16 protein-coding genes are annotated in these 16965 nt (G+C 67.8%); 7 read left to right on the top strand and 9 right to left on the bottom strand.

Translation table 11 applies throughout. The annotated features are described in order from the left end of the window. Positions 1-20 precede the first annotated feature (20 nt). Both ACTMTI_RS51790 and ACTMTI_RS51785 read left to right on the top strand, forming a co-directional pair. Entirely contained in the window at positions 21-683 is a 663-nt protein-coding gene (locus tag ACTMTI_RS51790) for a class I SAM-dependent methyltransferase (RefSeq protein WP_441128293.1), read from the top strand. Positions 684-709: 26 nt separating this feature from the next. Continuing rightward, positions 710-1330 (top strand): NUDIX domain-containing protein, encoded by a 621-nt coding sequence (locus ACTMTI_RS51785; protein ID WP_441128292.1) that lies wholly within the window; start codon positions 710-712, stop codon positions 1328-1330. A gap of 218 nt (positions 1331-1548) precedes the next feature. Here ACTMTI_RS51785 and ACTMTI_RS51780 read toward each other — a convergent pair whose 3' ends face one another. From ACTMTI_RS51780 to ACTMTI_RS51740, 9 genes are all read right to left on the bottom strand, one after another. Continuing rightward, a complete protein-coding gene (locus ACTMTI_RS51780; RefSeq protein WP_441128291.1) occupies positions 1549-4293 on the bottom strand; it encodes a CDP-glycerol glycerophosphotransferase family protein in 2745 nt (914 codons plus the stop codon). A gap of 207 nt (positions 4294-4500) precedes the next feature. Then, complete coding sequence (locus ACTMTI_RS51775) at positions 4501-4836, bottom strand: MGMT family protein (protein WP_441128290.1); 336 nt, start codon at positions 4834-4836, stop codon at positions 4501-4503. Then, on the bottom strand, positions 4824-5183 hold the full coding sequence (locus tag ACTMTI_RS51770) for a hypothetical protein (protein ID WP_441128289.1): 360 nt from the start codon (positions 5181-5183) through the stop codon (positions 4824-4826). Before ACTMTI_RS51770 ends, ACTMTI_RS51775 begins: the two co-directional genes overlap by 13 nt. 96 nt (positions 5184-5279) lie before the next feature. Beyond that, entirely contained in the window at positions 5280-6434 is a 1155-nt protein-coding gene (locus ACTMTI_RS51765; protein ID WP_441128288.1) for a S8 family serine peptidase, read from the bottom strand. After that, on the bottom strand, positions 6428-7327 hold the full coding sequence (locus ACTMTI_RS51760; RefSeq protein ID WP_441128287.1) for a hypothetical protein: 900 nt from the start codon (positions 7325-7327) through the stop codon (positions 6428-6430). Before ACTMTI_RS51760 ends, ACTMTI_RS51765 begins: the two co-directional genes overlap by 7 nt. A gap of 57 nt (positions 7328-7384) precedes the next feature. Further along, complete coding sequence (locus ACTMTI_RS51755) at positions 7385-8578, bottom strand: S8 family serine peptidase (RefSeq protein ID WP_441128286.1); 1194 nt, start codon at positions 8576-8578, stop codon at positions 7385-7387. A 35-nt stretch (positions 8579-8613) separates the two neighbouring features. After that, on the bottom strand, positions 8614-9330 hold the full coding sequence (locus ACTMTI_RS51750) for a hypothetical protein (RefSeq protein WP_441128285.1): 717 nt from the start codon (positions 9328-9330) through the stop codon (positions 8614-8616). 137 nt (positions 9331-9467) lie between these two features. Beyond that, a complete protein-coding gene (gene moeZ / locus ACTMTI_RS51745) occupies positions 9468-10649 on the bottom strand; it encodes an adenylyltransferase/sulfurtransferase MoeZ (protein WP_441128284.1) in 1182 nt (393 codons plus the stop codon). Between the two features lie 42 nt (positions 10650-10691). After that, positions 10692-11591 carry an alpha/beta hydrolase gene (locus ACTMTI_RS51740; RefSeq protein ID WP_441128283.1) on the bottom strand — a complete coding sequence of 300 codons (900 nt, stop codon included), beginning with the start codon at positions 11589-11591 and terminating at the stop codon, positions 10692-10694. Positions 11592-11995: 404 nt separating this feature from the next. On the opposite strand from ACTMTI_RS51740, the gene ACTMTI_RS51735 reads away from it, so the two are divergent. The 5 genes from ACTMTI_RS51735 (at position 11996) to ACTMTI_RS51715 (ending at position 16250) form a co-directional block, all read left to right on the top strand. Further along, on the top strand, positions 11996-12304 hold the full coding sequence (locus ACTMTI_RS51735) for a hypothetical protein (RefSeq protein ID WP_441128282.1): 309 nt from the start codon (positions 11996-11998) through the stop codon (positions 12302-12304). 391 nt (positions 12305-12695) lie between these two features. Then, on the top strand, positions 12696-12998 hold the full coding sequence (locus ACTMTI_RS51730; RefSeq protein ID WP_441128281.1) for a hypothetical protein: 303 nt from the start codon (positions 12696-12698) through the stop codon (positions 12996-12998). A 947-nt stretch (positions 12999-13945) separates the two neighbouring features. Then, entirely contained in the window at positions 13946-14254 is a 309-nt protein-coding gene (locus ACTMTI_RS51725) for a hypothetical protein (protein WP_441128280.1), read from the top strand. Between the two features lie 472 nt (positions 14255-14726). After that, the gene (locus tag ACTMTI_RS51720) at positions 14727-14975 is read left to right on the top strand and encodes a hypothetical protein (RefSeq protein ID WP_441128279.1); all 249 of its coding nucleotides are present in this window, start codon (positions 14727-14729) and stop codon (positions 14973-14975) included. Positions 14976-15932: 957 nt separating this feature from the next. Then, on the top strand, positions 15933-16250 hold the full coding sequence (locus tag ACTMTI_RS51715; protein ID WP_441128278.1) for a hypothetical protein: 318 nt from the start codon (positions 15933-15935) through the stop codon (positions 16248-16250). The last annotated feature ends 715 nt before the right edge of the window (positions 16251-16965 follow it).

Raw genomic sequence — 16965 nt, 5'->3', positions numbered from 1 at the left:
TTCGGGAGAGGAGATGCGCCATGACGAAGACCGGAAAGGGATACAGAGGCATCGGCATGGAGGGCCCGATCGCACGTTGGTACGCCGCCAGCACCGGCAAGTCTTCCGAGCGGTTCGACGCGCAGGTCGCGGCGGTGAGAGAACGCGCCGCGAAAGGCACCCAGGTCCTGGAAGTGGCCCCCGGGCCCGGCTATCTGGCGATCGCCCTGGCCAGGACCGGCGACTACACGGTCACGGGGCTCGACGTCAGCGAGACCTTCGTGCGGATGGCCCGCGCCAAGGCCGCCGAGGCCGGGGTCCAGATCGACTTCCGGCTCGGGAACGCCTCGTCGATGCCGTTCGAGGACGAGAGCTTCGACTTCATCGTCTGCTGCGCCGCCTTCAAGAACTTCGCCGACCCTGTCGGGGCGCTCAAGGAGATGCACCGGGTCCTGCGGCCCGGCGGCGGCGCCCTCATCATCGACCTGCGGCGAGACGTGTCCAAGGAGGCGGTGGACGCGGACGTGGCACGGATGGGGCTCAGCTGGCTCTCCAGGATGTTCACCAGGTACGCACTCTGGACCTTCCTGCCGCGGCGGGCCTACACGCAGCCCGAGTTCGAGGCGTTCATCGCGCAGACCGGCTTCCGCGCCCACGACATCAAGGCATCGCCCCTGGCCCTGGACGTGGACCTGCGGAAATGAGGTGCGTTATTCGGTAACTTGGGGTGGTGCGCTGGCAGGTCCATTCCGAGAAGACGCTGTACACCGACCCGTGGCTGGACGTCCGCGTGGCCGACGTCGAACTCCCCGATGGACGCCATCTCGATCATCGGCTCATCCGCACCCCGCCCGCGGCGGGCGCCGTCGTCACCGACGACCAGGGCCAGGTGCTGCTGATCTGGCGGCACCGCTTCATCACCGACAGCTGGGGCTGGGAGATCCCGCTCGGCCAGATCCACGAGGGCGAGATGCCCAAGGCGGGCGCGGCGCGGACGGTCGAGGAGCAAACCGGCTGGCGTCCCGGCCCCCTGCGTCCCCTGCTCGCCGTCCAGCCGTCCAACGGCATATCCGACAGCCTGCATCACATTTACCGGGGCGAGTCGGCCACGCATGCCGGGCCACCGGCGGATCGCTGGGGGCGGGCCGAGTGGGTGCCCGTCTCCGGGATCCGCAAGCTGGTCGACAACGGTGAGATCGGGTGCGGGACGAGCATGTCGGCGCTGCTGTATGTGATGGTCGAAGGCCTGCCGAGCGGGGGCCTGGTCAGAGGCAACGCGGCGGCCTACCGCAGCGCCTTCGACCCGGACCGCCCATTTCTCCTGCGCGACTATCCGGGCCTCGACGTCTGATCCCTGTCCATCCTTTACGGTCGCCCAACGTCACCGCACGCGCCGTACCCAACTGCTTCTTGTCCATCCTTTACGGTCGCCCAACATCACCGCACGCGCCGCACCCAGTCGCCGTCTGTCATGGCCGGTAGTGAAGGCTCACGGGTTGCTCGCCGTGACGAAGCGCCTTCTTGACCGGCTCCGGGGTCAGGTGTGCCGGGTGCGGGGCGACCGTGGAATCAGAACAGGTGATCAACCACTCGCGCCGTGGCCTTGCCGTCGTCGCGGGGGGCGAACGTCGCGCGGAAGGCGTCGTAGCGGTCGGCGTGCTCCGCGGCCACGGAGTCGATGGATCGGAGCGCGTCGATCACCTCGGCCGACGTCGGCAGCACGGGGCCGGGCGCCTGCTCGAGCAGGTCGACATAGAGCCCCCGCTTCGACGAGTACTTCGCCCGGTCGTAGCCATAGATCACGATCGGCCGGCCGGTGCTGGCGAAGTCGAACATGACCGATGAGTAGTCCGTGACCAGCACGTCGGTGATCAGCAACAGGTCGGCGATGTCGGGATATGTGGTGACGTCGTGGGCGATGTCGGGAACGGCCGGGATGGCCTGCATGGGGTGGGCGCGTACCAGGATCTCGTGGTCGGCGCCCAGCGCCTCCCGGGCCTTGGCCAGGTCCAGCTTGACCATGGCGTTCTTGCGGTCGTAGTCCCGCCACGTAGGCGCGTACAGGACCACCCGCTTGCCCTCCACCAGCCCCAGCCGCTCCCGCACGGAAGCCGCCAGCGCGTCGCGGTCCGGCGAGTTGAGCACGTCGTTGCGGGGCAGGCCGCTCTCCAGGATCTCGCCCTTGTAGCCGAACGCCTTGCGCAGCACCGGCGTCGCCCACGGCGACTGCGACAGCAGCAGGTCCCAGCCGCGCACCTCGGCCGCCTGGCGGTGCCAGATCGGCGGCCTGGGGTCGCGGTTCATGTGGGGCTGGTCGTTGCCGATGCGCTTGGCCGGGGTGCCGTGCCAGGTCTGCACCACCACCTGGTCCTCGCGGGCGCGGAACCAGACGGGCAGGAACGAGTTGGTGATGATGTGCCGGGACCTGGCCAGGGCGGCGTGGTGCTCACGGCTGCCGGCCCGCACCACGGTCGCGGGGCCGGGCGGCACGAACGCGCCGTCCTTGACGATCCAGATGTGCTCGCGGTCGTCGCCTCGCCGCAGCCGCTCCTCGTAGATGGCGCGGACGCTGTCGGCGTAGAGACGGCCGTCGTTGACGACGTAGACGGTGGCGTCCGTCAGCGGCTCCGTACGCTGGGCCGGGTAGAAGACGCGGCGCAGCACGTGGGTGCCCGCGACGCCCCGCTCGTCCGCCGGACGGGCCTCCTCGACCGTGACGACCGGCACGTCGAAGCGCGTGGAGAGCATCCGGTACGTCCGGCCGTCGAGCGTGCGCGGATCCTCGTCGAGCCCCGGCAGGGCGGCGTGGTCCATGCGCAGCGGGACGATCTCGCCGGACGGGTGGCGGAGCGACATGTTCCAGGTGCCCGACGCCAGCGGCACCGGCTCGCCGAAGCGGTCCATGGAGGCGGGCTCGACGCGTACGGAGAAGTCCTCCCCGGAGCGCTCCATCGGCAGCAGGTAGGACAGCCCGGAACGGTGCCGCAGCGTGAGCATGCGGGGGCCCGGGGCGTCGGGGTAGTTGCCGCGCAGGAGCAGCGAGGAGCCCTCCCAGACCGCCGAAGTGATCACGGGGCGGACCCGGTGGGCGGAGACCACGACGCGGTCGCGGCGGTCGCCGAGCACGGTGATCTCGCGGTCGCCCACCACCGTGCGGGTCTCCACCAGGTCGGCCAGCATGACGGAGGCCGCCGGGTCGCCCTTGGGCTCGACCCAGAGCCGCCGTCCGTCCTTCTCGTGCAGCAGCGTGGGCACGGCGAGGCCGATCACGACCTGCGTGCCGTCGCCCGAAGGCGTGAAGTCGGCGGCGATGCGGTGGCCGCCCAGCCTGGCGTGGCCCTTGGTCACGGTGCGGCCGGGCAGGAAGATCTTGAGCTCGAGGTGCTCGCCGTCGAGGGAGACGCCCGTCAGCTCGGCCCTGTTGGGCTGGAGCACGACCTGCAGCGCGCGGTCGGACGTCCAGACCGGCCGGACCCACCAGCCGGGCTTCAGCTTGAGCCCGGCGGGGCGCTCGGGACGGCCGAGTGAGGAGCCGCGCAGCAGGCCCGTGGCCCGGGCGCCACGGCTCCAGAACACGATCTCCGCCCGCCACGTCGTGGTGTCGGGCACCGACGGCCGATGCCGCATGCGCCGGCGCACGGCGGAGACCGCCTGGCGTACGGCGCCGCGCCAGCGCAGCGGCCATGGGCTCAGCTCCGCGGTGAAGCCGGACCAGTCGTAGTTGCACCCGGGCTCACGCGCGCCGTGCGTGGCCTCGGGCTCCAGCACGCGGCGGGTGCGCATGCGGATGGGCGGCAGCCAGCGCGGCCCGCGCAGCACCACGGTCGCCCAGTTGAACCTGCGGCTGCGGACCGACAGCCCGGCCAGGTAGGCGAAGCCGGTGACCCGCAGCTTGCCGTCCACCCAGGCGATGTCGTCGATGTGGGTGACCGGCACCAGGTCGGCCCGTCGCAGGCGGTAGAGGTCGGCCGGCAACTCGTCGCGGAAGGGCAGGTCGGCGTACCAGCGCAGGCCCTTGCGGATGCGCTTGGACGGCTCGGCCGCCGCGGTCACGACCTTGACCAGCGTCTCGCCCTCGACGAGCTCCTCGTCCGAGCGGTGCTCGATCAGGTGGCAGATGACGCGCCGGGCCACCGGCAGGTCGCGTTTGACACCCGCGTCCACGCCGGCGAGGTAGGGGCGGACGAGCGCGAGCATCTCGCGCCGCCGCGCGGGGCCGCGTTTGACCGCGAGGTCGACGCGGCTCCCGAGGGGACCGCTGAGAACCTCGGTGTCGAACGTCGCGTCGCGTCCGCCTGGGCCGACCGCTCGCATGACCGCTTCGAGAGGCTCGCCGCGATCACAGAGATCCTGGACAGCCTTCAGGCGGTCGGCGAGGGTGTCGCCGCCCTGGCTTCGGGCTGTGACGCCGGTGGCCATAGGGAGGCACCGCCTTTCGGGCCGCCATTAGTGTTCTGCCCATGGTAATGGGAGTCACATGTCACAGAATCGCCCGTTCAGCGAAAGCGCAGGTCAGGGGCCTTACTGAAAATCCGCTGAAGATCGCTCATGTTCGGCCGGGCGGCCGTCCCAGCGGGCCAGGCGCATGTCGACGCGCTCGCCGCGCAGCGGAGTGCCCTCCTCTCGCCAGTGCGCCAGGCAGCGTTGCAGGTGGTCAGGGGCGGCACCCGTGCCGTCGGCGTGCACGACGCGCCACCAGGGCACGCCGCCGCCCCACGTGGACATCACCTTGCCGACCTGCCGAGGGCCGCCCTCGCCCAGAAATTCGGCGACGTCCCCGTACGCCATGACCTTGCCGGGCGGGATGCGCTCGACGAGGTCGAGGACCCGCTCGGCGAAGGGGTTCAGGGGCTCCATGCGGCCGGACCCGCGTCGATGATCTCGTCGAACTTGCCGATCTCGACCACGCTGCCACCCGTCTCGACCTCGATGACGCCGTCGCGCAACGTGTACATCTCGCCGTCCTCGCCCACCAGGCGGGCGCCGAGCGCGGCGGACAGCCGCAGGAGCTGCGCCACCTGCCAGTCGGAGCCCGGCTCGCCGACGAGCCTGCCCGCCCAGCGTGCCACCGGGTGCCTGCCGCCCCCGTGGGCGGCCGTGATCTCCTCAGCTCCGCGCAGCTCGAAACCGGCCGGCGCGATGGCCTTCGCGAGCTCCGCGAAGGCGAGTGGCGAGTCTCGCACCACTCGCAGCTCGTATCCCATGACGCGCGACCATAGCGGATCTTTTCCGACGACGAACCCCCATAGCCTGCCACCGCACTGTCGTGCCTGGTCAAGGCCGTAGCGGCGGCAGATTTCTCATTGCTCCTTCCGCTGGTTGAGTACGACGATCGCGCCACAGAATGTGATCAGCGCCACCAGCACCCCGCCTCCATACAGCCACAGCCGCCACGGATCCGCTCCGGGGCGCGACGGCACGGGAGAGTCCTGGCCCTGGCCGAAGTGGTCCTTCCCGGGTACGGACACGCTGCGCTGCATGCCGGTCAGCCGCTCGGCCGCGTTGAGCGCGGCGGCCGCGTCCACCACGCCGAATCCGGTCCGGTCGTCGTACCCGGCGGCGGGCCGGCCCCTGGCGCTCATGGCCAGCGCCTGGGCGACCTGCTCCGGCCGCAGGCTCGGGTGACGCGACTTGATCAGCGCGGCCACGCCGGCCACGAGGGCGGCGGCCGAGCTGGTGCCCTCCGACAGCTCGTAGCCGCTCTTGCGCTTGACCACGGGCACGTCCACACCCGGCGCGCCCACCAGCACCGACAGGTTGTCGCTGCTGAACGCGGCCGGCTTGCCCTGCTTGTCGGTGGCCGCCACGCCGATGACGCCCGGGTAGCCGGCGGGGAAGCTCCAGTAGGAGGTGCCGTTGTCCTTGGTGTAGGCGCTCTGGCCGTCGTTGCCCACGGCGGCGACCAGCACGACGCCCTTGCCGAGCGCGTACGAGACCGCCTCCCGCTCCGACCTGGCCGGGCCGTAGGAGCCGATCGACATGCTGACGACCTGCGCGCCGTGGTTGGCCGCGTACCGCAGGGCGCGGGCGAGAGGGCTGTCGGCGGACTGCTCCTCGTCCAGCGGCGGGACGGCGAAACCGGGCTCGTCGTCGGTGACCATGGGCAGCGACAGGATGCGGGCCTGCGGCGCGATGCCGATCAGCCCTTTGTCCTCACCGGAGCCGGCTATCAGGCCCGCCATGGCAGTGCCGTGCCGGCCGGGCGGCACGTCGCGGGTCACCGTGCCCGAGGTCATGTCCGGGCCCGCGGTGACGCGCCCGCGCAGCTCCTTGACCTGGCCGTCCACGGCGCTGTCCACCACGGCGACGGTGACGCCCGCGCCCTTGGTGACGGTCCAGGCCTGCTCGACGTTGAGCGCGTCGAGCACCCACTGCTGCTGGTCCCTGACCGGTGCGGCGGTGGGCCCGGCGAAGACGAGCATCGCGGCCGCGAGCGTGCGGATGGCGCTCAGCACACGTTCCCCTGAGTGCAGGGCGGCACCTTGGGGGGATCCGCCAGGAAGTAGGCGATCTGGTTGCCGATCGACTTGGCCGCCGGCCACAGCTCGGGGTGCAGGATCTCCTCGGGCGGGATCGCGGCCCTGGTCCGCCCGTCGGCGTAGCCCGCCGTCGAGAACACGATGTACGGCCCCGCGCCCACCCAGCTGGTACGTTGCCGCTGGTCCGGCCCGAACCGCTCGGTCACCGTGCCGGGGAAGGCCACGGGCAGCACCCCGACGCGGTCGTCCTGGGTGAGCTCCTCGGTCGCCGAGACCCTGGACTCCTCGTCCTTGAGCACGGCGACACCCACCGTGAAGACGAACGAGGACGTCTGGTCGATGTAGGTGGCCCGCAGCATGGTGACGCAGCCGTGGCCGTCCAGCACGCCCGCGATGGAGGCGTCCACGCCCTTGCCGCATTCGGTCTCGGGGGCGATGCCGACGCGCGTGGCGTACTGCTGGGCGCGGTCGAGCCCCAGATACTTCACCTCTTCCGGGAAGACGCCCGTCTTCGGCCACGCCTGCCAGCGCCTGGCGATCTCCTCCTGTTTGTACTGGTTCTGCTCGGCCTGGGTCAGCGGGCGCGATCGGGTCTCGCTGAGCAGCCCGATCGTGCCGAGCAGCACGATGGCGGCCGACACGACCACCATGATGCCGACCAGCGTCACGAAGATGCGCCGGTAGCGGATGCCCTGCTGAAGGGCGGCCAGCTCGGCACGTTCCTTGGCGGCTGTGCGCCTGCGGGAGTTCGCCGCCGGCCAGGCTCGCACGCGTGAGCGGCGGCCGGTGGCGGCGCCCAGCGGGTTCCGCCTGGGCGTGGCTTCTCCTCCGGCGCGCGGCAGCCCTGCGGTTGACCTACGTGCCTTCACCACCGCCTCGTTCCCGGGTTCGCTCCGTGTCTATTTTCGTCCCCCTAAGTAGGCAGATCATGCGTCTTGCCAGCTATGCGCCCGGCGCACGCGCCTGACCAGGATGAATATGACGACCAGGGACGCGAGCGCGCCGGCGGCCGCGGCGGCGGCGATCGCCGCGTAGACCCTGATGCGCCCCTCGTCCCTGGCGATGACCTTGATCGCACCCGCCGGCCCGCCGGCCAGCGGCTTGGCGGGGTCCTGGACCTCGGCACCGGTGGCGGTCTCGGTGTGCCGGGCCAGGCGGCCCGCCTCGGCCAGGGCTCTCGCGGCGTTCACGACGCCGAAACCGGTGGAGGTGTCATAGCCGCCCGGCGGGCGGTCCGTGGCGCTGGCGGAGAGGGCCTGCGCGATGAGTGGAGGGGACATATCCGGATATTTCGCCTTAACGAGGGCGGCAACGCCCGACACCAGCGCGGTCGCCTGCGACGTCCCCCTGCCGACCCAGTATTCGTCGCCGGGGCCCGCTCCCATGATGTCGACGCCGGGCGCGGCCAGCAGCACCGAGGAGTTCCAGTTGGAGAACGTGGCCCGGCGCAGCCACCGGTCCGTCGCCCCCACCGAGACGACGCCGGGGAAGGCGGCCGGGTAGGAGTAGGGCGCGAATTCGCCGTCGATCTTCCGGTCGCCGTCGTTGCCCGCGGCGGCCACGAGCACGACGCCCTTGGAGATCGCGTAGCGGATGGCCGCCCGCTCCTCCCTGGTCGCCAGCTCCTTGGAGATCGACATGTTGATCACATCCGCACCCTCGTCCACTGCGTACCTGATGCCTCGGGCCACCACGTTCTCGAAGCGCTCGGCCGAGTTGAACTCCCGGAAACCCGGCTCCTCGTCCTCGAGGATGACCCTTACTGACAGTACGTCCGCTTCGGGCGCGACGCCGATGATCCCCCGCTTTCCCTGGCGGCCGTGCCCGTGCCCGGCGATCAGCGATGCCATGTACGTGCCGTGCAACCTGCGCGGAGCCACGCCCGGCGGGTTCGCGCCCGCGGTGAAATCCTTGCCCACCCGGACCGAGCCGACCAGGTCGCGATGGCGCGGATCGACCCCGGAGTCGAGCACCGCGACGGTGACCCCGGCGCCCTTGCTGGTCCGCCATGCCTGGGGCAGCTCCAGCGTCCTGATCACCGGCTGCTGCCCGCCGCGCACGTCGTCGGCCGCGGCCGGTGCCGCGGTGAACAGCACCGCCCCCGTCGCCACGAGCGCCATCACGCGTCTCCACACACCGGTTCGAGTGCCCCACATCAGCATTGCCATTCCTTGACCGAACAATCCGGCATTCTTGGCTTGCTCAGGCCGGTCAGGACGTGCTCGGAGATCTCGGTGGCGAAGGCGAAGATGGCCGGGCGCTGCTCGCCGGCCGCGGCCGCGGGCCTGCCGTCCACCTGCCCGGCCGTGGTCAGCACCAGGTACGGCCCCGCCTGCCGTACCGATCCGGCCTGGCGCACGTCAGGGGTGAAACGGCTGGCGACCGTGCCGCGGAAGGCGAGCGGTCGCAGCCCGGGCTCGGGCTCGCCGGCGCGGGGGAAGGCGGACTTGGCGCGCACGGCGTCCGGTTCGCCGGGCAGGACCACCACGCCGACGGTGACGAGCACGCCGCGCAGGGCGTCGATGTAGGTGGCGCGCAGCAAGCCCCGGCAGCCGGCCGCGCGCAGCGCCCGCACCGCCTCGGCGTCCACGGAGTCGCAGGCGGTGTGCGGCGAGATGCCGATCCGGCTGGCACGTTCCTGCCCGCCCTGCTCGGCGGAGTACGGCAACGTGGCGGGGAAGATGCGTCCCGCGGGCCACGTGCGCCAGCGCTCGGCGACCTCGCGCTTGGCCGCGGCGTGCAGCTCGGCGGCGCTCGGACCGCGGGTGAGCTCGGTGCCCGCCGCACTGCCGGCCACTCCGGCGGCCACCGCGCAGACCAGCGTCAGCGCGGAGGCCACGACCAGGATCGGCCAAGGGCGGGCAGGGCTCACAGCATGGACCTCCTAATAGGAAACCTGCTCACAAAACTGCCGCCCTGCTGTCGTACTCGGACAACACAGTAACGGCAGTCCATATAGGAGATTTCCCATTAGGAGTCGGACATTCCGGGAGATGCCCCCGGAAACCGTCAGTAGCTGGGCAAGCTCGGGTCGACGGTCTTGACCCAGCTCAGCACGCCGCCGCCGACGTGGACGGCGTCGGAGAAGCCGGCGTTCTTGACGATCGCCAGCGCCTCTGCCGAGCGCGCGCCCGACTTGCAGTGGAGCACGATGCGCTTGTCCTGCGGCAGCTTCTCCAGGGCCGAGCCGTTGAGGAACTCGCCCTTGGGGATCAGCGTGGCTCCGGGGATGGAGACGATCTCGTACTCGTTCGGCTCGCGGACGTCGACGAGGAAGATGTTCTCGCCGTTGTCCTGCATGGCCTTGAGCTCCCCCGCGGTGATCGTGGAGCCGCTGGCGGCCTCGGCGGCCTCGTCGGAGATCGCGCCGCAGAACGCCTCGTAGTCGTCCAGCAGCTGGGTGACCGTCGGGTTCTTGCCGCACAGCACGCACTCGGGGTCTTTGCGGACCTTGACGTCGCGGTACTTCATCTCCAGGGCGTCATAGATCATCAGGCGCCCGACCAGCGGGTCGCCGATGCCGGTCAGCAGCTTGATGGCCTCGTTGACCTGGATGGAGCCGATCGACGCGCACAGCACGCCGAGCACACCGCCCTCGGCGCACGACGGCACCATGCCGGGAGGCGGGGGCTCCGGGTAGAGGCAGCGGTAGCAGGGGCCGTGCTCGGCCCAGAACACGCTCGCCTGGCCGTCGAAACGGTAGATCGAGCCCCAGACATACGGCTTGCCGAGCAGCACCGCGGCGTCGTTCACCATGTAGCGCGTGGCGAAGTTGTCGGTGCCGTCGACGATGAGGTCGTAGCCGGAGAAGATCTCCATGACGTTCTCAGTGGTCAGGGCCGTGTTGTGGATCACGACGTCGACCAGCGGGTTGATCTCGCGGACCGACGCCGCGGCGCTCTCGGCCTTGAGCCTGCCCACGTCCGACTGGCCGTGGATGATCTGGCGCTGCAGGTTGGACTCATCGACCACGTCGAAGTCGATGATGCCGAGGGTGCCGACGCCCGCCGCCGCGAGGTACATCAGCGCGGGCGAGCCCAGGCCCCCGGCGCCCACACACAGCACCTTGGCGTTCTTCAGCCGCTTCTGCCCCGCCATGCCCACATCGGGAATGATCAGGTGGCGCGAGTAGCGGCGCACTTCGTCGACGGTCAGCTCTGCGGCCGGCTCGACCAGCGGTGGCAACGACACTTTTACGCTCCCGTTTCAGGGGGTCTTATCTCACTGTGAAACCTAGCTGGGCAGTGGGGCATTCCCCAATCGAGTCTCACCGATCAGACGGCGTGCCTCGAACGCCACGACCTTCGGCATCTCCATCATCGCCACGTGCCCCGCCGTCGGCAGCAGCACGAGTCTGACCTGCCGGAACGTCCGCAACGCCTTGGCGGCCATGGCGGGACGGACGAGACGGTCGCGCCGGCCGTGCACGATCAGGGTCGGCGCCTGGATCTTGGCCGCCTGGCGCCAGAGGTTGTCCTCGCCGCGGCGGAAGTATTCGGCGACGATGCCGCGGGCCGAGCGGATCATGGCCTCGCCCGCGTAAGGGAGGTCGTCTCTCCTGCGGAGTTCCTCGACGGCGTCGCGGAGGCGTACCGGGTGGAGGGCGTTCACATCGGCCCAGACCATGGACACGGAGGCGTTGATGCGCTGTTCGGCGGGCAGCAGTTGCATCTTGCCCGCCACCCACTCGCCCAGCATGGGCACCGCGGCGGCGGCCACCCGGACGGGACCGTACCTGGGAAGCAGGTCGGGCAGGGCGGGCGAGACGAGCATGAGCGAACGGACCAGGTCAGGGCGGGTCGCGGCGACCCTGACGGAGACCGCGCCACCCAGCGAGTTGCCGAACAGGTGGGCCGGCCCGGTGCGCTCGAGCAGTCCGATCACCGCTCTGGCGTGGCCGGCGACGGTGTAGTCGCCGTCGGCGGGCACGGGCGAGAACCCGGCTCCCGGCAGGTCGATGGCGTGGCCCGTGACCGTGTCCTTGAGCTCGTCCATGAGGTCGGTCCAGTTCGTGGCCGAGCCGGCCAATCCGTGCACGAACACCGCCTGCTCGGCGGGTCCCTCTGGAGTGGACCTGACGTGCACCGCGCCCACCATGCGTCCTGGCCAGTTCGGGATTGGCTCTACTGCCATGCCTCCTCCTAGTCGCTCACTCCCACGATAACCATGCTGCACCACCATATAGCACCATATCGGGCATTCACGACTTATCGCCACTAATTATGACATTAAGTGCATTTCGCTTCACAACACCCCGCGGGGCAGCGGCCGCATGGCGGCTCGCGGGCCCACCTGACGTCACGACAAAAACGGACAAATCATCTCAATTCATTTCATAAACACTTAATAAGAGCAATGAGAGCGTTAGTGTATAGCAAAACACTTCGATGCCCGTTTGCGCCACCTTCGTGCCGGAAATCAAAAAGGCGGATGACGCATTTAGTCGGCATCCGTGACATTTTCCGATCATCTAGAAAATGTCATGAACACAGGGCAATCGAACCTTTGGGGGGAGCCCAATGCCCACGTTCAAAACTATGATCGCAGGGCTGGCAATCAGCACGGCAGCGACCGGTGGAGCCATCGGCCTGGGCGCCATGACCACCACCTCGACAGCCAGCGCAACAGCCGCCTCCGCCACCACGATATCGTCCGGCTTCTTCGCCCACTGCGGGCGCCGGCACTGCGGAGGGGGCGGGTGGGGTCACCGCGGCCGCTTCAAGCAGAAGATCCACATCCACATCCGCAACAACAACCAGCAGTCCCAGCAGCAGGCCGCGCGTCAAGACCAGGACCAGGATCAAGACCAGTTCCCGTGGAACTTCCTCAACGACGAAGAGGACTGACAGCTCCAGGTCGTGACCATGGAGCGACCGGCAGGAAGGTTCTGAGCGATCGGATGCGCACCGAGCGCTCTAGGTAGACCTCCACCGGGCTGCACCGATATGCGCCCTCGGCAATTCACCGCCGAGGGCGCTTTTACGCGTTCTCAGGCTCCATGGAGTCGGCGACCAGTAGCTACCAAAAGAACAAATCACCCTAAGTCATTTCATTAACGCTTAATAGAGGGCAAGAGCGGGCTAGTGTAGAGCAAAACACTGCGAAGCTCGTTTGTGGAACATACGCCCCGGGAAGCAATAATGTGACACGGACGACGCATTAGCAATCATCCACTGCGTTTTCCGGTCAATCGAGAAATGACAAGAACAGGGCAACCGAACCTTTGGGGGGATTCCCATGCCCAAGTTCAAGAGTGTCGTCTCAGGCCTCGCTCTCAGCACCGCCGTGACCGGCGCGGTCGTCAGCCTGGGTGCACTGACCACCACCTCGACCGCCAATGCCGTGTCCGGCAGCAGCTTTACCGCCGGACACGGCGGCGGCTGGGGCTGGGGCAACGGCGGCGGCTGGGGCCGCAACCACGGCAGGCAGAAGGTCCGCATCCACATCCACAACAACAACCAGCAGAGCCAGCAGCAGGCCAACCGCCAAGACCAGGACCAGGATCAGGACCAGTTCAAGTTCGACTCCTTCTTCGACTGATCCTGCGACGCTCGACAGCAGCATGCTGGATGGTCGTAAGGCGGGTCATGCCACCGGATCCGGATCGGCGTGAACCGTGACCGAGTGCCTGTGTCCCGCAGAAGCATCGCCCGCTCCGGCGAGGCGATAAGCCGACACGGAACACAGGCACTCTCTCTTTCACTGGCACGCAGCGGACGCTCGACGTGATCCCACCCCTCCCTGCTGGAGCATTCACCCCCATCAGCGCCTCAAGGGCCAATCCGATCGAGGCGCGCCGCGCACCCTCATGACAAGCAACCCCGACCAGTCCCCAACCCGTAAACGCCAGTCCTGCCTACACTGGCGCACAGTCAACCCCGACGTCCTGGCCGCCCGACACCGCAAACGCCCTCGGCCCGCAGCCAGAGCAGCGCCGATGGGAACGTCCCGCCGACCAAGCGGCGTGATCACCCAACCCGCGAACGTTCACGGCCACCCCGCCAGAGATCGCAAAGGCGGAGCCGCCTGCGCGGCACACCGAAGTGCAACCGCCACGCACTGCCGCCGGCTGCCAGTTCGGGCCCCAAGCACAGTCAGCAACAACCAGAACTGACGACCGCGGAACCTCTCCAAGCCACCGAATTCGGATGAGCCGACCAAGCCGTCGCCCCGCAGTGAGTGGTACCACGCTTTCGCGCCGCTTTGCTCGGCAACCCTGAATGCCTCCAACGCCCTCACAAAACGCCCCGAATTTGTCTTCGCGATATCAGGAGCAATACGGACAAATCATCGCAGTTCATTTCATAAACGCTTAATAAGAGCAATGAGAGCGTTGGCGTAGAGCAAAACACTTCGAGGCCCGTTTGTGACACCTTCGTGCCGGAAATCAAAAAGTCGGATGACGTATTTAGTCGGCATCCGCGACATTTTCTGATCATCTAGAAATGTCATGAACACAGGGCAATCGAACCTTTGGGGGGAGCGCAATGCCCACGTTCAAGAGCATGGTCGCAGGGCTGGCGATCGGCACGGCAATGACCGGTGGAGTCATCAGCCTGGGCGCAGCGACAACCACCTCGACCGCCAGCGCGACAGCCACCTCCGCCACCACGATGTCGTCCGGCTACTTCACGCACTGCGCACGCCGGCACTGCGGATGGCGTGGCCACAGCCGCCATAAGCAGAAGATCCGCATCTGGATCCACAACAACAACCAGCAGGCGCAGCAGCAGGCCGCACGTCAAGACCAAGACCAGGATCAGGACCAGTTCCCGTGGAGCTTCCTCAACGACTGACAGTTCCACGTCGCGACCATGGAGCGACCGGCAGGAAGGTTCTGAGCGATCGGACGCTCACCGAGTGCTCAAGGGAGAGATCCATACCGGTTGCACCGAAATGCGCCCTCGGCAATTCGCTGCCGAGGGCGCATTTACGTGTTCTCGGGCTTCATGAAACCGACGGCAGCCTCCGCCGCCCTAATAGGAACAAATCACCTCAATTCATCCCATAACTAACGAGAGCAATGAGTGCGTTAGTGTATTGCAAAAGATCACTAAGCCCGTTTGTGGGACATTAGCCACGGGCAGTATTAATGCGACACGGATGACGCATTAGCAAGTCATCCACTGCGTTTTCCGGTCAATCGAGAAATGACAAGAACAGGGCAACCGAACCTTTGGGGGGATTCCCATGCCCAAGTTCAAGAGTGTCGTCGCAGGCCTCGCCGCCAGCACCGCCATGACTGGTGCTGTCGTCAGCATGGGCGCAATGACCACCGCCTCGACCGCCAACGCCACGCCCAGCAGCAGCTATGTCACCGGAGGCTGCGGTGGCTGGAGCTGCGGATGGGGCGGCGGCTGGGGCGGCCGCAACCACAACCGCCACAAGCAGAAGGTCCGCGTCTGGATCCACAACAACAACCAGCAGGACCAGCAGCAGGCCGCGCGCCAGGACCAGGACCAAGACCAGGACCAGTTCGACTCGCCGTTCAACGGCTTCCTCGGGGGTCTTGGATAAGAAGACCTGATCCTGCAACGCTCGGCAGCGTGCTGGATGGTCGACAGGCGGATCATGCCACCGGATCCGGATCGGCGTGAACCGTGACCGAGTGCCTGTGTCCCGCAGAGGCATCGCCCGCTCCGGCGAGGCGATGACCGACACGGAACACAGGCACTTGTTCACTGGCACGCAGCGAGGCGCTCAACGTGATTTCGCCCCCTCACCTGCGGGAGCAGCAATCCTCACCAGCGCCTCAAGGCCAGCACGAGCAAAGCACGGTTCAGGCCGCCAACACCCCTCCTGACAGCCGACTCCGACCAGCCCTCGCCGCACCGTGCGAGCTGCAGCCTCCAGGCCTTCCGCCTCTGGCGCACTGCCAACGTCCGCACACGGCCGTTCCCCGCGGCCCGGGCCCCGCCAACGCAGTTGCATTCGAAGCGAGAAGCAGTGCCGGCGGGAGGCGTCCCGTCGGCCAAGCCAACCAGTCCGAGCCACCGGACTCGGGTAAGCCGGCCGACCGCGATGCGGCGTTCCAGCGGGAAGAAGCAAGAAGCCGGCGCCGAGGGGAGCGCGTCGGCTCAGGCTCGCCAGCCCTCAGCGGGTGGTTACCGCACGCGCCTGAGCAGTTGCCCGCCGATGCCCGCCGACGCTTTCGTGAAATGTCCTGAATAGTCATGCTACGCGCTCTCGGTACACCCCCACCGAGTGCGCACTTACGCGTCTCGACAACGGTTCGTTACACAACACCTTGGAACAATACGGACAAATCACCTCATTTCATTTCATTTGCTAGAAGCTTAATGAGAGCAACGAGAGCGTCAGAGCAGAGCAAAACGTAACGAAGCTCGTTTACGCGACACCGGCCTCGGAAATAAAAACGCATGGATGGCGCATTAGCCCACCATCCGCGATATTTTCCGACCAGTCTGGAAAATGTCGAGAACAGGGGCAACCGAACCTTTGGGGGGAAATTCAATGCCCAAGTTCAAGACCGGCATCGCGGCTCTCGCAGCCACCACCGCCATGACCGGCGCAGTCGTCGCACTGACCGCCTCCACATCCGCCAACGCCACGCCCAACAGCGTCGTCGCCGGAAACGGCGGGGGTTGGGGCTGGGGCAACGGCCACAAGAACCGCCACCGCAACAAGCAGAAGACCCGCGTCTGGATCCACAACAACAACCAGCAGCGCCAGCAGCAGGCCGAGCGCCAGGACCAGGACCAGGACCAGGACCAGTTCCAGTTCAGGTTCACGCCGCCGACTGGCTACGCGGTGCCACCCACGATCGGCTAACTACCATGAAGCGCTCCACAGAACCGCGTTGATCGGTAAGTGGACATCATGCGACCTCATCGGGGTCGTCGTGGACCGCGGCAAACTGCCTGTGTTCCGCAGAGGCATCACCCGCTTCGCCGAAGCGATGAGCCGACGCGGAACACAGGCACTTTGCTGCACCCGCACGTAGCGAGCGCTCAACATAATCCAAGAAAGCGACCACACGATGCGCCAACCCCCCGACGGGCGGGCGGCCGTCCCCGCCGCATGACCGCCGACGATGAGGATCTCGTCGCCACGACAGCCACGACACGCCCAGAGAAGCCTGGCCATCCCCTTCACCCGCTCGATCATCCGCAAGCTCGCCGGCCACCCCCTGAACATGGCGGCCGGGCGCGAGCGGCTGCGGCCATACATATCCCCTACGCACTGGCACGCCAACGCCGCCCATCCCGATGTTCTGGCCACCCAGCACCGCGAAGGCGCCCGGAGCCCCAAGCGAGAAGAAGAAGCGCCGATGTGGACCTCCCGCCGGCCAAGCGGCATGTGGCTCAGGTCGCCGGACCTCAGGGCGGTACCGCACGTGCCTGAATGCGCGGGCGCGGGCCGGACCGACGCTCACATCGAACGCGAGGCCAAGCGCCCACTAGATCTAACCTGCGGCTTTCACGGCGAATTTGAGCCAGCCTGATCGTTCACATAAGAAAAGTGCCCTTGAACTGGGAGGATCGGA

The organism is Nonomuraea sp. H19 (assembly GCF_052068215.1).
GTDB lineage: Bacteria > Actinomycetota > Actinomycetes > Streptosporangiales > Streptosporangiaceae > Nonomuraea.
Note: the sequence above shows the minus strand (reverse complement) of the source record. Positions and strands in the feature narration are given on the sequence as shown.

What these genes read in the sequence shown, in the direction of transcription:
- ACTMTI_RS51790 (WP_441128293.1), top strand. Translation starts at nt 21, where the DNA reads ATGACGAAGACCGGAAAGGGATACAGAGGCATCGGCATGGAGGGCCCG.
- ACTMTI_RS51780 (WP_441128291.1), bottom strand. Translation starts at nt 4,293, where the DNA reads ATGCGAGCGGTCGGCCCAGGCGGACGCGACGCGACGTTCGACACCGAG.
- ACTMTI_RS51775 (WP_441128290.1), bottom strand. Translation starts at nt 4,836, where the DNA reads ATGGAGCCCCTGAACCCCTTCGCCGAGCGGGTCCTCGACCTCGTCGAG.
- ACTMTI_RS51770 (WP_441128289.1), bottom strand. Translation starts at nt 5,183, where the DNA reads ATGGGATACGAGCTGCGAGTGGTGCGAGACTCGCCACTCGCCTTCGCG.
- ACTMTI_RS51755 (WP_441128286.1), bottom strand. Translation starts at nt 8,578, where the DNA reads ATGGCGCTCGTGGCGACGGGGGCGGTGCTGTTCACCGCGGCACCGGCC.
- ACTMTI_RS51740 (WP_441128283.1), bottom strand. Translation starts at nt 11,591, where the DNA reads ATGGCAGTAGAGCCAATCCCGAACTGGCCAGGACGCATGGTGGGCGCG.
- ACTMTI_RS51735 (WP_441128282.1), top strand. Translation starts at nt 11,996, where the DNA reads ATGATCGCAGGGCTGGCAATCAGCACGGCAGCGACCGGTGGAGCCATC.
- ACTMTI_RS51730 (WP_441128281.1), top strand. Translation starts at nt 12,696, where the DNA reads ATGCCCAAGTTCAAGAGTGTCGTCTCAGGCCTCGCTCTCAGCACCGCC.
- ACTMTI_RS51725 (WP_441128280.1), top strand. Translation starts at nt 13,946, where the DNA reads ATGCCCACGTTCAAGAGCATGGTCGCAGGGCTGGCGATCGGCACGGCA.
- ACTMTI_RS51720 (WP_441128279.1), top strand. Translation starts at nt 14,727, where the DNA reads ATGACCACCGCCTCGACCGCCAACGCCACGCCCAGCAGCAGCTATGTC.
- ACTMTI_RS51715 (WP_441128278.1), top strand. Translation starts at nt 15,933, where the DNA reads ATGCCCAAGTTCAAGACCGGCATCGCGGCTCTCGCAGCCACCACCGCC.